This window comes from Microvirga splendida, assembly GCF_016427565.1.
Classification (GTDB): Bacteria; Pseudomonadota; Alphaproteobacteria; order Rhizobiales; family Beijerinckiaceae; genus Microvirga; species Microvirga splendida.
This window is the reverse complement of sequence record NZ_JAELXT010000001.1, coordinates 141,790-159,832: the sequence shown is the minus strand read 5'-3', so window position 1 is coordinate 159,832 and position 18,043 is coordinate 141,790. Positions and strand designations below refer to the sequence as shown.

The 18,043-nt window shown below is 63.2% G+C and carries 18 protein-coding genes; 10 read left to right on the top strand and 8 right to left on the bottom strand.

Features of this window, described 5'->3' with window-relative positions; all coding sequences use genetic code 11:
- The first annotated feature begins 87 nt into the window (after nucleotides 1-87).
- From fliF to JAO75_RS00780, 6 genes are all read left to right on the top strand, one after another.
- Nucleotides 88-1,725, top strand: a complete 1,638-nt coding sequence (gene fliF, locus JAO75_RS00805; RefSeq protein ID WP_199045804.1) for a flagellar basal-body MS-ring/collar protein FliF — start codon at nucleotides 88-90, stop codon at nucleotides 1,723-1,725.
- A complete protein-coding gene (locus JAO75_RS00800; protein WP_199045802.1) occupies nucleotides 1,725-2,375 on the top strand; it encodes a hypothetical protein in 651 nt (216 codons plus the stop codon). The genes fliF and JAO75_RS00800 overlap by 1 nt, the downstream gene beginning before the upstream one ends.
- Nucleotides 2,372-3,610: a MotB family protein gene (locus tag JAO75_RS00795; RefSeq protein ID WP_246742300.1), complete on the top strand. Its 1,239-nt coding sequence runs from the start codon at nucleotides 2,372-2,374 to the stop codon at nucleotides 3,608-3,610. Before JAO75_RS00800 ends, JAO75_RS00795 begins: the two co-directional genes overlap by 4 nt.
- 5 nt (nucleotides 3,611-3,615) lie before the next feature.
- Entirely contained in the window at nucleotides 3,616-4,896 is a 1,281-nt protein-coding gene (locus JAO75_RS00790; protein ID WP_199045800.1) for a chemotaxis protein MotC, read from the top strand.
- A 110-nt stretch (nucleotides 4,897-5,006) separates the two neighbouring features.
- Entirely contained in the window at nucleotides 5,007-6,269 is a 1,263-nt protein-coding gene (gene fliK / locus JAO75_RS00785) for a flagellar hook-length control protein FliK (protein ID WP_199045798.1), read from the top strand.
- A complete protein-coding gene (locus JAO75_RS00780) occupies nucleotides 6,211-6,837 on the top strand; it encodes a transglycosylase SLT domain-containing protein (RefSeq protein WP_199045796.1) in 627 nt (208 codons plus the stop codon). The genes fliK and JAO75_RS00780 overlap by 59 nt, the downstream gene beginning before the upstream one ends.
- A gap of 43 nt (nucleotides 6,838-6,880) precedes the next feature.
- Here the strand turns inward: JAO75_RS00780 and JAO75_RS00775 are convergent, their stop codons facing one another.
- The 8 genes from JAO75_RS00775 to motA are packed head-to-tail and all read right to left on the bottom strand — an operon-like array spanning nucleotide 6,881 to nucleotide 12,692.
- Entirely contained in the window at nucleotides 6,881-7,564 is a 684-nt protein-coding gene (locus JAO75_RS00775) for an AprI/Inh family metalloprotease inhibitor (RefSeq protein ID WP_199045794.1), read from the bottom strand.
- Between the two features lie 25 nt (nucleotides 7,565-7,589).
- Nucleotides 7,590-8,093 (bottom strand): hypothetical protein, encoded by a 504-nt coding sequence (locus tag JAO75_RS00770; protein ID WP_199045792.1) that lies wholly within the window; start codon nucleotides 8,091-8,093, stop codon nucleotides 7,590-7,592.
- Nucleotides 8,090-9,154 (bottom strand): flagellar biosynthesis protein FlhB, encoded by a 1,065-nt coding sequence (gene flhB, locus JAO75_RS00765; RefSeq protein ID WP_199045790.1) that lies wholly within the window; start codon nucleotides 9,152-9,154, stop codon nucleotides 8,090-8,092. The genes JAO75_RS00770 and flhB overlap by 4 nt, the downstream gene beginning before the upstream one ends.
- 17 nt (nucleotides 9,155-9,171) lie before the next feature.
- Nucleotides 9,172-10,200, bottom strand: coding sequence for a flagellar motor switch protein FliG (locus tag JAO75_RS00760; RefSeq protein WP_199045788.1), 1,029 nt, complete (start codon nucleotides 10,198-10,200; stop codon nucleotides 9,172-9,174).
- Between the two features lie 14 nt (nucleotides 10,201-10,214).
- Complete coding sequence (fliN, locus tag JAO75_RS00755) at nucleotides 10,215-10,571, bottom strand: flagellar motor switch protein FliN (RefSeq protein ID WP_210340127.1); 357 nt, start codon at nucleotides 10,569-10,571, stop codon at nucleotides 10,215-10,217.
- An 11-nt stretch (nucleotides 10,572-10,582) separates the two neighbouring features.
- Nucleotides 10,583-10,894 carry a hypothetical protein gene (locus tag JAO75_RS00750; protein ID WP_199045786.1) on the bottom strand — a complete coding sequence of 104 codons (312 nt, stop codon included), beginning with the start codon at nucleotides 10,892-10,894 and terminating at the stop codon, nucleotides 10,583-10,585.
- Complete coding sequence (locus JAO75_RS00745) at nucleotides 10,878-11,807, bottom strand: flagellar motor switch protein FliM (protein ID WP_199045784.1); 930 nt, start codon at nucleotides 11,805-11,807, stop codon at nucleotides 10,878-10,880. The genes JAO75_RS00750 and JAO75_RS00745 overlap by 17 nt, the downstream gene beginning before the upstream one ends.
- 3 nt (nucleotides 11,808-11,810) lie before the next feature.
- A complete protein-coding gene (gene motA / locus JAO75_RS00740) occupies nucleotides 11,811-12,692 on the bottom strand; it encodes a flagellar motor stator protein MotA (protein WP_199045782.1) in 882 nt (293 codons plus the stop codon).
- Between the two features lie 212 nt (nucleotides 12,693-12,904).
- Between motA and flgF the strand changes: the two genes are divergently transcribed.
- From flgF to flgK, 4 genes are all read left to right on the top strand, one after another.
- Complete coding sequence (gene flgF / locus JAO75_RS00735; protein WP_199045780.1) at nucleotides 12,905-13,630, top strand: flagellar basal-body rod protein FlgF; 726 nt, start codon at nucleotides 12,905-12,907, stop codon at nucleotides 13,628-13,630.
- 8 nt (nucleotides 13,631-13,638) lie between these two features.
- A complete protein-coding gene (gene fliI, locus JAO75_RS00730) occupies nucleotides 13,639-14,961 on the top strand; it encodes a flagellar protein export ATPase FliI (protein ID WP_199045778.1) in 1,323 nt (440 codons plus the stop codon).
- 93 nt (nucleotides 14,962-15,054) lie between these two features.
- Nucleotides 15,055-16,545, top strand: a complete 1,491-nt coding sequence (locus tag JAO75_RS00725) for a flagellar hook protein FlgE (RefSeq protein WP_199045777.1) — start codon at nucleotides 15,055-15,057, stop codon at nucleotides 16,543-16,545.
- 34 nt (nucleotides 16,546-16,579) lie between these two features.
- Nucleotides 16,580-18,043: a flagellar hook-associated protein FlgK gene (flgK, locus tag JAO75_RS00720; RefSeq protein ID WP_199045776.1), complete on the top strand. Its 1,464-nt coding sequence runs from the start codon at nucleotides 16,580-16,582 to the stop codon at nucleotides 18,041-18,043.

The window sequence follows — 18,043 nt, the reverse complement described above, 5'->3', positions numbered from 1 at the left end:
TGATCGATCACGAAGAGGCGGCAACCCTCGCACAAGGTTGGCGACGCAAAAGTAATCTCGAGAACATTTATCAGTACCGAGATTCCCATGCCTGGTCGTCAACAAGCCGAAAGACTCTGGAGTAGTTTGCTGCTGCTGGGCCCGCGTCGCCTGGCTGCCCTGGCTGTCATCGGCCTTGCCGTCTTCCTGTCCGTCGGCGTCGGAGCCTATTATCTCAGCCGCCCCGCTCAGGAGACCCTGTACACCGGGCTGGATCGCGAGGATGTCGGACGGATGGGCGCCGTCCTCAAGGACGCAGGCATTCCCTTCGATGTGAGCGCCGACGGAACGGCCCTTCTGGTCAGCTACGGCAACACGGCCTCGGCCAGGATGCTTCTGGCCGAAAAGGGGCTCCCGCACAGCACGAAGTCCGGTTACGAGCTCTTCAACGATCTCGGCTCGCTCGGCCTGACCTCCTTCATGCAGGAGGTCACCAAGGTTCGTGCTCTCGAGGGCGAACTGGCGCGCACCATCCAGGGCATGAAGGGAATCAAGGCCGCCCGAGTCCACATCGTCCTGCCCGATCGCGGTTCCTTCCGCCGGGAGCAGCAGGCGCCCTCCGCTTCCGTGGTCATCCGCACCTCGCCAGCTGATGATGCTTCATCGGCGCAGGCGATCCGGCACCTCGTGGCCGCCGCTATCCCCGGCATGGCGGTGGACAAGGTGACCGTGATGAATACCGACGGTACCCTTCTCATGTCCGGAGATGATGCCGCCAATGCCACCACGGGCAAGATGGCCCGTCTCGAGAAGACCGTGGGCCTGGAGATCCAGGACAATGTCCGCCGCACCCTGACGCCTTATCTCGGCACCGGCAATTTCGAAATCAGCGTGGCGGCCCGCCTGAGCACGGACAAGGTCAGCACCAACGAGACGATCTTCAACCCCGAATCAAAGGTGGAGCGCTCGGTCCGTACGATCAAGGAAACGGAAGTCTCGCAGAACAAGAGCGGGCAAAAGCCGACCACGGTCCAGCAGAACCTGCCTGACGAGAGCGTGCGCGCCGAATCGGGTGACAGCTCGAGCGAGGACAACCAGCGCCGCGAAGAGCTGACCAACTACGAAATTTCGTCGAAGACCATCCAGACCGTCAGCGACGGCTACCAGATCAAGAACCTCTCGGTTGCCGTGCTGGTGAACCGGTCCCGGATCGCTTCCCTGCTGGGGGAGAATGCCACTCCCGCAGAGATGGACGCGAAGATCACCGAGATCGAGCAGCTGGTCTCGTCCGCCACCGGCTTCAGCAAGACCCGGGGTGACCAGATCAAGGTCGCGGCCGTCAGCTTCGTCGACGATGGCGGCATGCTGCAGCCGGTTCCGGGGCCGTCGCTGACCGAGATCCTCATGCGCCAATTCGGCACGGTCGTGAATGCCCTCACCATCCTGGCCCTGTGCGCAATGATGATCTGGTTCGGCCTGCGCCCTGCCGTGAGAATGCTGATGGCCCGCCACCAGGCAGAGCTTGAGCTCCAGCGCGAGCAGGCAGCCGCTCTGGCTGCGGCCGAGGCCGAGGAGGCCGAGAACGAGAACGGACGGCAGGCCCTGCAGGCCGCTCTCGACAGGGAGGAGCAGAACCTCATCGAGATGCCGCGTACGCCGCAGCGCAAGCTCGAGCAGATCATTGAGCTCAGCGAAGAGCATGCCGCAGCCGTGCTCAAGCAATGGCTCGGCCGGGAGGCTGCGTGATGGCGGGAGCAATTGCCAGTCTGCTGGAGGATTTCTCTCCCGCACCGCGCAGCGAGCCTCTGGGCATCGGAGCCCTGCGCACCGTCAAGGCCGCCGCCGAGCCGGATCTGACGCCGCCACCGCCGCCGGTGGATCGGCAGGCCGAACTCGTCAAAGCCGTCGAGGCGAAGGCGAGGGCCGAGGAGAGGGAAGCCGCCCGGCAGCAGCTTGAGGAGGTGATGGCAGCCGAGAAGGCTCGGTATGAGGATGAGCTCGCGTCCCAGCGCGTCATCTGGGTGGAGCAGCAGGCAGCGCAGCTCTCGGTGCAGATCGTGGAAGGCATTGGCCGCATCGAAGCCATCCTCTCGGAAAGGATTGCGAACATCCTGAAGCCTTTCGTCTCCGAAGCCTTCCGGCAGCAGAGCATCGCCGAATTCAGGGAAGCACTCGCGACGCTTCTTTTGAGCGATGAGACCGGACCGATGAAAATCGCCGGGCCCGAGGATCTCGTGCTGGTCCTGAAGGAAAACCTCGGCCCGCATGGAGAGGCGATCGAGTTTCTCCCTGGGGATCATGTCGAGGTGAGCGTCACCGCCCGCGATACGACCATTCAGACCCAGCTGCGGGCCTGGTCGGATCGTCTGGAGCAGGCTTTGAAAGCTGATTCATGATGTCGAAGTCGGACAAGCAAGAGATCGTCATCGTCCGGAGAGGCGACGATGGCGAGGAGGTCGTGAAGGGCGGGGCGTGGAAGATCGCTCATGCGGACTTCATGACCGCCATGATGGCTTTCTTCCTCGTGATGTGGCTCATCAGCCTGACGGACGAGGAGACGCGCAGCGGCGTGGCCAATTACTTCAACCCGGTGCAGCTCGCTGAGTCGACGCCGAACAAGAAAGGCCTCGACGATCCGCAGAACGTTCCTCCCGACAACGAGACCGACAACACGAAGGATGGCAAGGAGAAGGGGAGCGGCGAGGGAACGGGTGGAAAGTCCCACCAGCTGCAGAAGCCGCGCTTCAAGGAGGGAGCCCTGTTCCAGGATCCCTATGCTGTGCTCGCCAGAATCGCGGAGGAGATCGAACCGACGCCCCACGACACGCTGGGCGCCGACGTGACTCCCGGTGAAAGCGACGTGCCCGGCCTGAAGGCCGGCGAAGCTTTCCGCGATCCGTTCGATCCGCTCTACTGGCAGGTCGCCCCTGTCGAGGAAATGAAGACGGACACGCCATTGAAGCCGGGCACTGCGCCCTCTGCACCGTCTAAAGCCGTCATGGATGCGATCGCCTCCTTGAGCGCGAAGCCGCAGGCAGGTCACAAGGCGCAACAGCAGGCGCCTGCGGGCGGTGTGGCGTCTCCGGAAGGGCAGGATGCGCCGTCAACAGGCGGCCAGGCTGCTGCTCCCGGATCTTCCGCAGAGCAGAGTGCCTCGGAGGTGAATGCCGCCGACCAGAAGGCTGCGGAGCTGAAGCGGGACATCCTCAAGGCCGTTCAGCCGGGGAGGGATGCCACGCCGCAGCCGCATATCGAGGTTCGTCGGACCGGTGCGGGAACCCTGATCAGCCTGACCGATGACTTCGACTTCACGATGTTCGCGGTAGGCTCCGCGGAGCCGCACGCCAAGGTCGTGCGCGCCATGGCTGAGATCGCCAAGATCCTGCAGGCGCGGTCGGGCAAGATCGTGATTCGCGGCCACACCGACGCCCGGCCCTTCAAGTCCGCCAATTACGACAATTGGCGCTTGTCCCATGCCAGAGCCCAGATGGCCCTGTACATGCTTGTCCGGGGCGGCCTGGACGAGAAGCGGATCGTGCGCGTCGAAGGCCATGCGGACCGGGAGCCGAAGATACCGCTCGATCCCAACGCCGACCAGAACCGCCGCGTCGAAATTCTTCTGCAGGAGTGATGACGGTGAACCTGCGCCCGCTCGCCGCTCTTGGAATGATGCTGTTGGCCGTGGATGCCGCGGCGAACGAGAGCAGCCGTCCTGCCGATGCTGCGCCGGAACCTGCCGTGGAGCAGGAGGCCGAGCCGTTGGCGGCTCCGAGTCCCCTGCAGATGGTGCGCACGCTGCACCTGATGCAGGATCAGATCGCAACGGGCTCGACGGAGGCTCATGTCGGGCAGCGAGGCCTGCTGGGAGTGCTCGACATCCGGTTCATGGAGCTCGCCCCCGAGGCTTGGCAGAACGGCAAGAACGTTCACGCCGCGGTGTCGTTCGTTCTGAGCGGCGGCAATCCTGCGATCCTGCGCAAGCTTCTGGAGCTGGGCTCCACCGTCGTCACGGAGAACGATAGGCCCCTCGTCGAGGGCGCCCTCGCTTATGTCGAGGGCCGGGAGGAGGCCGCCCACAATGCTCTCATGTCTCTGGATGCGCGGACCTTTCCGCCGACCATGAGTGCACAACTGGCACTTGTTCAATCGGCGCTCGCCGTCCGGAAAGATCCTGCGAAATCCGATGCCCTGCTCGATTTCGTGCGGCTCCAGGCTCCGGGTACGCTTCTCGAAGAGGCTGCGCTGCGCCGACAGGTTTTCGTTGCGAGCCAGACGGATCACGTCGAGAAGTTCTACTTTCTCGCGACGGGTTATCTGAGACGCTTCCGCCACTCGGTCTATGCCGGCAACTTCCGGCAGCGCTTGGCGTCCGTGGCGACGCGCATCGACTTCGGCCAGGAGAAGTCCCGCTTCGACGGCTTCGTCGAGATGATGAAGGAGCTGGAGCCGAATGCAAGGCGGGACCTTTACCTTCTTGCCGCCCGCGCATCCGTCGAACAGGGGTTTACCAGATCCGCTCGCCTGCTGGCGGAGAAGGTCAAAGATCTGGTGGAAGGCGATCCAGCCGGCGCCGCCCGCGCAAGGCTCTATCGTGCGGCCTCCATGATCACATCGCCCGAGGACATCAAAGCCGCGGTCGAGGATCTCCGCCAGATCGACCGCTCGCTTCTCTCCGAAAGCGACACGGCTCTGCTGGACTCGGCCATCGCAATGGCCGGGCACATCCAGACGATGCCCGGTGCACCGGCCGTTGTGGCCGACAAGCCGAAGCCATTGCTCATGAAGGCAGCCGATAAGACGGAAGACGCGAGCTCCCAGGCGCAAGCGCTGGAACAGCTTCAGGCCTTATCCAAAGCCCGTGACGCCCTGAGCCGCGTCGACAAGTTGATCAAGAACCAGGCGCCCGTGACTCAATGAACCGTCTCGATCTCATGCCCCAAGCACCCTCGCGCCTCACCGAGCCAACTCAGACGCCGCGCGGTTCTTCCTCCGCGACCGAGCAGGGTGGCAAAGGCGCCGGGAGCGGGATGGCGGGATTCGATACGCTGCTCGAAGGGTTCTCCCGCGAGCAGAGCCGGGAGGCTGCGGATCTCCTTCAGGACGACAGCCTGCTGAACCTGAACGATCAGATGGCCGAGGCGCCCACAGCCGATACGACGGCCTTGCAGGTGCTGCTCTCGGCCACCCTGCCGGACGGTACCTCGGCGGGAGCAGCCGCTCCCCCGGCGGGAAGCCAGGCCTATTTCGTTCTCGAGAGCCTTCTGCCCCGCATCCTGTCGCCAAATGGTGCGGGCGGAGAGGCCGATCCCGAAGCCCGCAACGGTGCCTCCTCGATGCTTCCGATGCTGTCGCCGGACGCCACCGCCGACAGCATCCTGAACCCTACCATCGGATCAAAGCTGTCGGTCACGGTCCAGAACCAGGAAACCCATTTCCGCCCGGTCGTCGAGAGCTTCGAAACAGCGCTTCAGGGTTCTTCACCGGAGGCATCGAACGATGCCCCCGTGGGAACTCTTCCGGGGCATCCTGGCGTCAAGGAGGCCAAAGGCCCGGCAGTGAAACTGCCTGGGGCCGAGTTGCATGAGCGATCAGGCGACAAGACGGTCGCTCCCCCTGTCGAGACGGCCAATACCCGCCAGGGCGATGAAGACAGAAGCTTCGAGAAGATTGCCTCCAGCCGCATGGCCGATCGGGCCGAGATCCAGAAGCAGGCGGCTCCTGGCCTTCAGAAGGCGGATGGCGCTTCACTGCCGGCCGGAACTCTCCACCAGATGGCCAGAGCAATCCTGGATGACGTGGCAGAGATCTCCAATGCGCATCAGCCGTCCTTGCAAGCTGACGGTGTGCACCGTGTTGCCATAGCCCGCGCCTCAGGAGGCGTTCTGAGGGTCCTCAGCCTTCAGCTCAATCCGGTGGAGTTGGGGCTTGTCACGGTCAAGATGCGCCTTTCGGGCGACAGCCTGGAGATGGAGCTTCAGGTGGAAAAGCAGGAGACCGCTGAACTCCTCAGGAACGATGCCGAGAAGCTGTCCAGTCTGCTGCGCGCCTCCGGCTACCGGCCCGATGCCATCACGATCCAGGCCGCTGAGCCCGCCAGCCATGACCGAAATTCATTCCAGCGCCTGCAGCAGGGAGCGCAGGATCAGGGCTTCCAAGGCAATGCCAATGGCCAGAGCAACTCCTCCGGGCAGCATCATGGATCGAACAGAAGAGAAGAGGCGGAGTTCCGCAATGGGCCGAAGCAGGATCGCACTTCCGATCGCAGCAGCTCTGGCGGGGTTTACCTCTAGCGCCGTCGGTGTGTTGCCGGCCCTCGCTCAGCCTCAGGCCGGGCTGTGCGAGCGGGAGATGATGAGGGCTTCTGCCCTGTATGGCGTTCCGTTGGGAATGCTCTATTCCGTCGGCCTTACCGAAACCGGCAAGCGCGGGAGCCTGCAGCCCTATGCCATGAACGTTGAAGGCAAGGCGGTCTTCTCGAACAGCGCGACCGAAGCGATTCAGAAATTCGAGCAGGCGAGCCGGTCCGGCGCAAGGCTGATCGACATGGGCTGCATGCAGATCAACCATCACTTCCACCGTGAAAAGTTTCCATCGCTGGAGAGCATGCTGAACCCGCGCATGAACGTGGAATACGCAGCGCGCTTTCTCAAGGAGCTGAAGGCGCGCCACGACACATGGACCATGGCGGTCGCGCGCTATCATGCCGGGCCCAACAACGATCCGGCGCAGAAGCGTTATGTCTGCCGGGTGATCGCCAACATGGTCGCCACGGGCTTCGGCGCCTGGACTCCCGGGGCGCGCTCGTTCTGTGCGGATGCTCCTGGCCTCAGCCCCGGGCAGACGGCCGCGGCAGATTAGGCCGCCTGCGCAAGACCGCGCTTGGTCGATGAGCCGCGCCGGTCTAGCGTGTCATCGTCAGTTCAGCCTCGGACCCGTTCAGCGTGCCCGAAAGGGCCGCCTCGGCGCCAGACAACCGGGTGATTACCTGTCCGCGGGAGAACAGGATGACCTGGCCGTCGCGCAGGCTCCATCCGTTGACCGTTCTCAGCGCATTGCTGGAGCAGCCTTGGGCCGAGGCCTTGTAGAGGTCGAGCGACGGAACGCTCGAGAGCTGGATCCGGCACGAGGCGGATCCGACGCTGGCTTTCCACGAACCGGCATAGGACGATGCCCGCTGGGGTGGCGTGAAGACACCGGGAGCGCTGGCCTGGATATCGGCGCTGGCTTCGCGCTGCACAGGAACGGGCTGCTCAGGAAGCGGCATCGACAGGGGTTCGGGACCCCGGTCGAGTTCAAGGGTAGGACCGTTCGGGAGAGGCCCGGGAGGCAGCTCCGGCTCCAGATGGACTTCGTGAATCCTTCGGGTGGGTCCCGAGAGCGCTTCCACATAAGCGGGCTGAACCGCAACGCCGTACGCGGGAGCAGCCTGGCGCCGGCCCCAGGGAGCGGAATATTCGGGATAGCTTCTCTGAGCGACGGATGCCCCCCATGGACCTTGGGGGTAGGGTCCATCCGCCGTGGTGCAGGCCGAGACGGCGCCGGCAGCCACGAGCAGGGCGAGTTTGGAAGGTGCTTTGCGAATCATGAGGAAAGCCGCCGGCGCTCAGCCATCAATGCCGGGGAGATTCGGCGAGGCAGTAGGGGGACTGGAAGCGGCGAGGAACGGGCTGCAGGCGCGCCGAGGAAAGGATGCGCGCGAAGGAGGACAGGTTGAAATCAGATCGTCTGAAGGGCGGATCGAGCAGAACCTTACTGATCTTCACCCCGATGTAATAGTCGCCGAAGATGAGTTGGAAGAAGACCGTCATCGCGTCATGCACGAATTCCATGTCGAGGACGACGCAGGAATGATCGTCACGCCCCGTGCTGACATGCGCGACATGCCCATATGTCAGCGTATCGCCCTTGAAGAACAGTTCGGCGGAAGAGGTCAGCATCTCATCCATGTTCCCATGCAGCTGGTTGTCGGCATAGAACCTGATGATGTCCGCATCCGCGAGGCAGAAATCGGCAATGACATCCTTGATGTTGCAAGCCAGAACCTCCTCGAAAGCCTGGAGATTCGGATGCTCGATTGACGAAGCCACCATGTCCACGGTGCGAATGCTTCTCATTTCGACCTCGTGAGAATGTAGAACAGGATCTGCGCGACAGCTTTGTAGAAGTCGGGGGGAATCATTCGATCCACCTCAACATGATTGTACATGGATCTTGCCAGAGGCTTGTCTTCGATGACGGGAACGCCGTTCTTCTCAGCAATTTCGCGGATCTTGAGGGCGATCAGGTCCTGGCCCTTGGCAACCACGATGGGGGCGCTCGCCTCACTGCGCTCGTAGCGCAGGGCAATCGCGTAGTGGGTCGGGTTCGCGATGACGAAGGTGGCCTTCGGCACGGCGGCCAGCATCCGCTTGCGGCTTCGATCCTGGGCCAGGGAGCGCATGCGCGCCTTGACCATGGGATCGCCCTCCATCTGCTTGTACTCCTCCTTGACCTCCTGCTTGGTCATCTTCAGGTCGCTGTGCCACTTGAAGCGGGCCCAGAGCAGGTCGGCTGCGACGAGGACGATCGTTGCGATCGCGATGGCGGACACGAGACGCATCGCCATGGTCAACATCAGCTCCGGAAGAAGGGACGGATCACTGAACATGGCATTCAAGACCTTATATTGCTCCGATCTCAGGAGCAGGATGCTGACCAGTGTCATCGTTCCGAACTTGAACAACGACTTCAAGAATTCTACGAGACCCTGCCGGCCGAAGATGCGCTTCCAGCCGCCCACAGGAGAGACCCTGTTCCATTGCGGCCTGATCCTTTCGGCCACCACGGATGGAACGTTCTGCAGGATCGAAGCGGAGAGGCTGCAGGCCGCCAGGATGACGATGACGGGGATGAGGCACTGCCCCACCTCGATGGCGACGGCCTGGATCAGGTTCGCCGCATCGGCGCCGGTCTCCAGGCGGAAATCCTGTGGCCTGTTGATGAAAAGCGACAGCTTCTCCGTCAGCGTCTTGGTGTTGCTCCGGACTGCGAAGGCCAGACCGATGAGGATGCCCAGAATAGAGGCGAACAGAGGCGCTTCCCTGGAGAATGGGATGTTTCCCTTCTCCAGGGCATCGCGAACCTTCTTTTCGGAAGGCGCTTCTGTCTTGCTGTCCTTGTCATCCGTATCAGACATGGGCTGAAGCTATGCCTTTAGAAGTACGCTTCATCCTCGTTCTCTGAATTGATGACGATCTCTCCTCGACCGGCCATTTCGAGTGCAAGGTCCGTAATGGTCCGGCGGGCCTCCGCGATATCGCGATGCGACGAGGGCTCCTTGCTGTTCAGCTCGTGCTCGATCATGCGGCGCACGCGCGACGAGAGAGCCGAAAGCACGACCTTGCGGAATTCTTCGTTCGTGCCCTTGAGCGCGAGGACGACCCGATCCGGCGGAACCTGATCGAAGAGGGTCGTGCGATCCTTCGGCGTAAGTTTCACGATATCGTCGAAGGTGAAGAGCAGGCCTCTGAGGATCTCGGCCGACTTTGGGCGGACAGTCGAGAGGTTGGTCAGGACATCTTCCATGTGATCGCGCTCCATCTTGTTGATGATGTCGGCGATCTTGGCGTGGGTGTCCGCACCGGCGTTCTTCGAGAAGTTCGCCATGAAGTCCTCATGGAGCGTCTTCTCGATGTTCTTCATGGTCTCGTCCACGATCGGCTTCATGCTGAGCATGCGGCGCATGAGGTTGTTCCGAAGCGGCTGAGGAAGCTGAGCCATCACCTTCGCGGCGCAGGAAGGCTTGACCTTTGAGAGGATCAGCGCCGCCGTCTGCGGGTGCTCCTTCATCAGATAGGACGCAATGGCGCTCTCCGAGACCGTCGAGATCCGCTCCCAGATGCTCCTGTTGGCGTTGCCGACCACCTCGCTCATGATGCTGGCGATCTGCTCGGGGCTCAAAACGCCGGCCAGCAGCTTCTCGATGTGAGCGGCGCCACCGATGAGGTCCGCCCCGTCCGTGAAGTTGGAAGCGAACTCCTCCACCAACTGGTCGATCTGCGTCGGCGAGACGGGGCCGAGTTGCGCAGCCGACTTGGTGACGAGGCGGATTTCGTCCTCGCTGAAATGCTTAAGGATCCTACTGGCAGCAGGCTTCCCCATTGCAAAAAGCAGTGTTGCGACACGCTCGGGGCCCTTCAGGACCTTGGAGCCATTCGCCTTCATGGGAACTGGTGCGACCATGCGGAAATGCCACTTCAGCCGTTAAGATCGTTGCTCGGAGGTCCGACGATCTCGGTGAGCGAGATCCCGAAACGGGAGTTGTCGTCTTCGACCACGACGACCTCGCCGCGAGCGATAATCCTTCCGTTGACGACCACGTCGACAGGCTCGCCCACGCGGTGATCGAGAGGAACGATGGCGCCCCTGCCGAGCTTCATCAGGTTGGCGACGGGCATGGTGGCGGACCCGAGGACCACCTGGATGGTGACCGGGATGCGCAGGATGGAATCCAGGTTCCTGCCGCCGCCGAGCTTGTCGTCCGGCGAGGAGATGGCACTCTCCTGCTGCCAGATGGCCTTGTCGTGAGACTTGGGATCGAAGGGATTTGTCATGGGAACGAACCTTACGAATTAAGGGAATTGGAGCGTGACTGGGTCTGCCGGCCGGCCTCCCGGGTGAGGGTCTCCAGCTGCGCCGCGACCGCCTTGGCCTCCTCGATGCGCGCACCGAGCATGGCGAGCGTCTCCTTGCCTTCCGCTCCGAAGCTCATGACGGCCGTCTGAGCGCCTTTGAGGGCTTCTCCCGTCCTGTCGAAGACCTGCTGGTACTCGGCGAGATACCGGTCGAGCTTCTTCAGCTTCACGTACATGACCGCAACCATGATGCTGGTCGTCACGAGAGCCAGGAAGAGGATGATGTTAGCGAGGGAGGACATCGTCGAGGAATTCCTTTTCTTGGTCGATGTGTTCGTCGACCTTAAGGACATAGGTGCCGTCGGACTGGCCGATATTGCACCAGAACAGGCCTTGCTGATTGCCTTCGAGCTTGACCCGGCTGCGCGGCGTCGCCTGCAGCTCGATGACATCGCCCACCTTCAGGTCGGCGATCTCGCCGAGCGACAGGAAGCGCTCTTCGAGCACCGCCTTGAGCGTCACTTCCGTCTTCTTCACTTCCGTGGCGATCTGCTTCATCCAGCGAGGATCCCGGCCGGATGATTCGCTGGAGACCACGCGGGAGAGCACCTTGCGCATCGGGTTCAGAACCGATTGCGGAATGACCACGAACATCTCGCCGCCGCGGTTGAGGGCCTGGAGCAGGAACTTCGCGGCGATCGCCTGATTGTTCCGGCGTCCGATGACCGCGAAGTCCATGCGGGTTTCGATGCGCTCGAGCTTGAACTTGGTGTCGGCCACCAGCGCGAAGGAGGCCTGCAGGGCCTTGGCAACCTGCTCGAACAGGGTCTGGGCCATCCGCAGCTCGATGGTGGAGAAGCCGCGGGCCTCCTCGACGGGCGCCTCCGATCCGTCTGATCCGAACAGCACCTCGACCATTGTGTAGATGAAGTCGCGATCGAAGCCGATCAGGATGTGGCTGTCCCACTCGGGAGCGTGGAAGATGCCCGCGACCGCATTGGCCTCGTACATCTCGAGGATTTCGCTGACTCGCCCGCTCTCGAGGCCGCTGAGCGAGTAGTACATGGGCGAGGCCGCCATGTGGCGCAGGTGCTCGGCGCAGCTCGTGGTCATGCGGTCGAAGATGACATGGAGCATCGGAAGGCGGTCGAGCGAGAGGCCCGCCGAGTCCAGCAGCATGTCGCGGATATCGTTGGCGCTTTGTGTTCCGCTCATCGCTTAGGCCGCCTCTTTCAGCTCTTCGGACCGGCCGCCCGTCGTGGTGGCGGCTTCGACCTCGTCGATGGTCGGGCGGTATTCCACCGAGATGCCCTTGCGGCCATGCTCGACGGCGATCTGCGGCAGGGCGCCGTTCATGTAGGCGATGAGCGCCTGCTTCACGATCACGTAGACGCGGGTCTGCTTCTCCCGGGTCGACTTGACCTTGTTGGCGAGTGGCGACAGGAACGCATAGGAGATGAAGATGCCGACGAAGGTTCCGACGAGGGCCGAGGCGATCAGGCCGCCCAGGATCGCCGGGGACTGATCGATGGCGCCGAGCGCCTTCACGATTCCGAGCACGGCAGCCACGATGCCCAGCGCCGGCAGGGCTTCCGAGACGGTGTTGAGGGAGTAGTACGGCTTGGCGCGGTCGCGCTTGAGGGTCGCGATCTCCTCTTCCATGAGCGCTTCGATCTCATGGGGCCGAGCATTGCCGATGATGATCAGTCGGGCATAGTCGCAGATGAAGAGCGTCAGATCCTTGTCCTTGAGGACGCTCGGGAAGGACTTGAAGATCTCCGATTCCTCGGGCTGGTCGATGTGGCCCTCGACCTCGTTGCGCGGCCTGTTCTTCAGTTCCCGCATCAGGGCGTAGAGGAGACCCAGGATCGAGAGGTAGTGTTCCCGCTTCGGGACGGCACCGGAGATCGCCTCGCGGGCGGCGCGCCCGGTGTCCTTCACCAGGGACATGGGGTTGGCGATGATGAAGGTGCCGATCGCGATGCCGCAGATGATCACGTATTCCCAAGGCTGCCAGATAACAGCCAAGTGCCCGCCCATGGCGACATAGCCGCTGACGAGCGAGCCGATGGCAACTGCCAGTCCGATCAAGACGCCCAATGCCTTAGTCCCCTATCGAAATCCAACCTGTTGACGATGTCCTAACCGCGGAGGCTTGCGTGAAGCTGGAAACGCGGGAGCAAGCCTCATGCAAGGCTGCTCGACTACCGATCCTGCATGGGTCATCGGGCCTGGAGCTGCCGCATCCTGAAGGCTGGCGCGCCACCCGGTGGTATCGGTGTCCCGCAGGGACGCAGGCTGGAGGAGTTCAGATGCAATCTTCGCTCTATGTGGCGCTGTCCGCTCAAGTGGCCATGGAAAAGCGCCTCAGCACGATTGCGAACAATGTTGCCAACATCAACACGGGCGGCTTTCGCGCAGACGAGGTGAAGTTCGAGGAGATCCTGTCCCTGGCGGCCAAGGAGAACGTCTCCTTTACATCGTCCGGTCAGAACTTCGTGTCCCGGCGCACGGGGCCCGTTATCAAGACGGACAACCCTCTCGACGTCGCCATCCAGGGAGAAGCCTGGTTCTCCTTCAGCGGACCCAGCGGGCCTGTCTACACCCGTGACGGCCGCTTCAAGATGAACGAGAACGGCGATCTGCTGACGGTGGAGGGCTTCCAGGTTCTCGATGCGGGCGGAGCTCCCATCGCCCTCGACCCGATGGAAGGAACTCCCACGATCGGCCGGGACGGCACGATCAGCCAGGGCGGCAACCAGGTCGGGGCCATCGGTCTCTTCAACCTGAGCCCCGACGCCAAGCTCACCCGCTATGGAAACTCGGGAGTGATCTCGAACATCCCGGGCGATGTCGTCCAGGACTTCAACTCGAACAGCATTCAGCAGGGCTACAGTGAGGGCTCGAACGTCAATCCTGTCCTGGAAATGACCAAGATGATCGCCGTTCAGAGAAACTTCGAGAGCGCGGCGACGAGCATCCAGGAGAGCGAATCGACGCTCATGGAGGCGATCAAGACCCTGGGCCCTAGCTCCTGATGGCTGCCATGAATGCGCTGCAGTCGCTCGAAGAGCTTGTCCTCACCGAAGGTGGGGCGCGACGGAAGGTCAGGATCGGCGGCGTCATCAACGAGGTCACGCCGAGCTATTACAGGGTTGCGGGCCTGTCCCAGTTCGTCAAGCTCGGAGACCGGGTCGGTTTCTCGGCTCACGGCAAGACGGAAACCGGCGAGGTCGTCCGCATCGACAGTGGCGGCGTCACGGTCAAACCCTTCAATGGACGGATCGAGGCCGGTCTCGGCATGCCGGCCTTTCTTGCGGGCGATGTGGGCTTAAGCCCCGATCAAAGCTGGCGCGGCAGGGTGATCAACGCCCTTGGAGAGCCCCTGGACGGATTGGGCCCTCTCATCCCGGGTGCAACGACAGTCCGGAACGATGCCGAGCCGCCCTCGGCCATGCTGCGCTCCAGGGTCAAGGAGCCGCTGAGGACCGGCGTCAAGGCCATCGACCTGTTCACGCCCATCTGCAAGGGCCAGCGCATCGGCATCTTCGCCGGTTCCGGCGTCGGCAAGTCCACCCTCCTGACCATGCTGGCGAAGTGCGACGGCTTCGACACGATCGTCGTGGCCCTGGTGGGAGAGCGCGGCCGCGAAGTCCGCGAGTTCCTGGAGGGGCCGATCCAGGCCAACCTCCACAAGTCCATCATGGTCGTCTCCACCGGCGACGAGAGCCCGATGATGCGCCGTCAGGCGCCGAGAACGGCCGTGGCCCTGGCGGAATATTTCCGCGATTGCGGCGAATCGGTTCTCCTCATCGTGGACTCGGTGACCCGTTATGCCCATGCGGCCCGCGATGTGGCGCTCGCCGCGGGCGAGCCCGCCGTCGCGCGCGGTTATACGCCCAGCGTCTTCAGCGAGCTGCCGCGCCTTCTCGAACGGGCCGGCCCCGGAGAGGAAGGCAAGGGAGCGATCACGGGCATCTTCTCGGTGCTCATCGACGGCGACGACCATAACGACCCGGTGGCCGACAACATCCGTGGAACGCTCGACGGGCATATCGTTCTCGACCGTGCCATCGCCGACCAGGGGCGCTATCCGGCCATCAACGTTCTCGGCTCCATCTCGCGTCTGGCCGATCACGTGTGGTCCTCCGACCAGAAGGAGCTTGTCCGCCGTCTGCGCAGCCTCATCGCCCGTTTCGAGGATACGCGCGATCTCAGGCTGATGGGTGGATATCATGCCGGAAACGATCAGGAGCTCGACCAGGCCGTGGTGCTCGTCCCGAAAATCTACGAGGCCTTGCGGCAGGATCCCTCGATGCCGGCCAGCCGCGATGCCTTCATGGATCTGGCCCAGATTCTGAGACAATAGCATGCCCCCTTTCCATCCCATCGACTGCATCCCCGGCACAGCTTCGCACAAGCGTCGTGGTGTTTAGTCCGACCTGAAACTTAGGAGCGATACATGAGTCTCTATGGCGTTCTTCGTAGCGGCGTCTCTGGCATGAATGCCCAGTCCAACAAGCTGGGAACTGTCGCCGAGAACATCCAGAACTCGAGCACGACCGGATACAAGCGCGCCTCGACGGAGTTCTCGTCGCTCATCCTGCCCTCGAGCGAAGGCAACTACAATTCCGGCTCCGTCACGAGCCGCGTTCGCTACACCATCGCGGATCAGGGCCCCATCGCGTATACGACGTCGGGATCGGACCTTGCGATCTCGGGCAACGGCTTCTTCGTGGTGACCGACCCGAGCGGCTCCCCCTATCTCACCCGCGCCGGCAACTTCGTGAAGGACGGGCGAACCGGCAACCTGATCAACGCAGCCGGCTTTACCCTGATGGGCTACAAGCTCGGGGCGAATGCCGTCGATCCGTCCCTGAACAGCCTCGACGGCGTCGAGCCGGTCAACATGGCCTCCTTCGGCATGCAGGCGACAGGATCGACCCTGGGAACCTTCAAGGGCAATCTTCCGTTCGGCCAGCCCGTCGCGCTCGCAACCGGCACCGCGACGCCTGCGAGCGCTGCCCCGCCCGTCGCTGGCAACGTTCTGTTCTCGGCTCCCACGGTAAGCCGCGGCGCACAGGTTGCGTTCAGCGTCGGCGGCGGACCAGACCAGATCTTCACGGTCACCACGCAGAAGACTCCGGCCGAAGTCGCCACGGCCATCAATGCCGCCGTGACCGCCGGAACGCTCACCGGCGTCAACGCCTCTACGAATGCCACCGGCGATCTCATCCTCACCTCCACCGATCCGGCCTTCTCGACCAATGTGACGGGATCCTTCACCTCGGTGAGCAAGGCATCGTCGCTCCAGGTCTACGACAAGGTCGGCAATCCGATCAAAATCGATATCTCGCTCTCGAAGGTCGATGCCGATACCTGGACCGTGCGCGTCTTCAACGGCAGCGATCCGGCCGCGCCCCTGACGGGCACGACCTCGATGGAGCTGAACTTCGATGCCGACGGCAAGCTGATGGGATCGGGTGTGCTGGGCTTCAACATCCCCGGCGGCGAGGCGTTCAGCCTCGACATGACGGGCATGACCCAGCTCGCAGGCGAGTACAACGTCACCGGCAGCTCCAACGGCAATGCGCCGTCGGCCGTCAAGGACGTCGAGTTCGCAGCCGACGGCACGGTCTACGCGGTCTATGAGGACGGCACCCGTGTCGGCGCGTACCGCATTCCGCTCGCGACGGTTCCGAGCCCGGACAACCTGAGCCCACGGGCCGGCAACGTCTATGAGACGACGGCGGCCTCCGGCGGCTATCAGGTCGGCTTCCCGGAGATGTCCGGCTTCGGCTCGATCGCTTCGGGAGCCCTGGAAGGGTCGAATGTCGATATCGGCACCGAGCTCACGGCGATGATCGAGGCCCAGACCAGCTACACGGCGAACTCGAAGGTCTTCCAGACCGGATCGGAACTGCTCGACGTTCTGATGAACCTGAAGCGGTAACCTGCACTCTCTCTTGCCCCAGGGCCATTGATCCATGTCTTTGTCTGTTGCCTACAACACGGCACGTTCATCGCTCCAGGCGTCGCAGTCGCAGATGGCGCTCGTGTCGCGCAATACGGCCGGCGCCTCGGACCCGAGCTACTCCCGCAAGATCGGGGCTCTCACCACGACGGGCGGGTTCGCGCGGATTACGGTGCTGAGAGCGAGCGACAGCGCGCTGCTGTCGAAGATGCTGGAGACCACCTCCAGCGCCGCAACCCAGAAGGCGCTGCTGGACGGGCTGCAGAAGCTCAGCGCAACCATCGGCGATACGGAGCTCGACCAGTCGCCTGCGGCTCGCATGGGAGCCCTGAACAGCGCGCTCCAGCTGTATGCGAATGCGCCGGACAATCCCGATCTCGCTCAGGCCTTCATCAAGGCCGCCACCGAGATGGCGACGAGCCTCAACGATGCGACCGCCGCGGTACAGGCCGTCCGTCTCGAAGCCGACGGCCAGATTGCCGACTCGGTCGCGCGCATCAACGACCTCCTTCTCAAGTACGAGAAGGCGAACAACCAGGTGATGAGCGGATCGGCCCTTGGGGCTGACGTGAGTGACGCGATGGATCAGCGCGACAGCCTGATCGCGCAGCTCTCCGAGGAGATCGGCATCACGGTCGTGCCCCGCGCGGGCCATGATGTCGCTCTCTACACCGACAGCGGCGTTCCGCTCTTCGACCGGGTTCCGCGGACCGTGACCTTCTCGCGGACGACCGTGTTCGGGCCTGCGGTGACGGGAGCGGATGTGCTGATCGACGGGATCCGCGTCACGGGGCCGGGTGCGCCGATGCCGCTGAATTCCGGCAGCCTCGCGGGCCTGACGCAGTTGCGCGACGATGTCGCCGTCACCTACCAGGGACAGCTCGACGAGATCGCCCGCACCCTGGTCGAGGCCTTCGCTGAGAAGGACCAGACGGTGCCTGCAAAGGCCGACAGGCCCGGTATCTTCACCTATCCGGCCGCCACGGGCGTGCCCGGCACGCCGGCTCCGGCAGGCCTCGCCGGGGTTCTCCGGGTGAACTCTGCGGTCAACCCGGCCGAGGGCGGCTCGTTCGCGCTGATCCGCGACGGCGGCATCAACGGAGCGGACTATACCTATAATCCTGCCGGCGGCGCGAATGCCTCGTTCTCCGGGCGCCTCTCCGGCCTCGTGGAGGGCATGTCGGTTCAGCGCCCCATCGATAACGGACTCGGATTCGGTCCTCAGGCCTCGCTTCTCAGCCTTGCCTCGTCCTCGGGCAGCTGGCTCGAGGCAACACGCCAGAGCGCCCATCAGCGGGTGGAATACCAGACGACCCTTCTCGGCCATGCATCGGAAGCGCTGTCCAACGCGACGGACGTGAACATGGATGACGAGACGGCGCTCATGCTGCAGCTGGAGAAATCCTATTCCGCTTCGGCAAAGCTGCTCTCCGTCATCGATCAGATGCTCAAGACACTCCTCAGCGTGGTGGGCTAA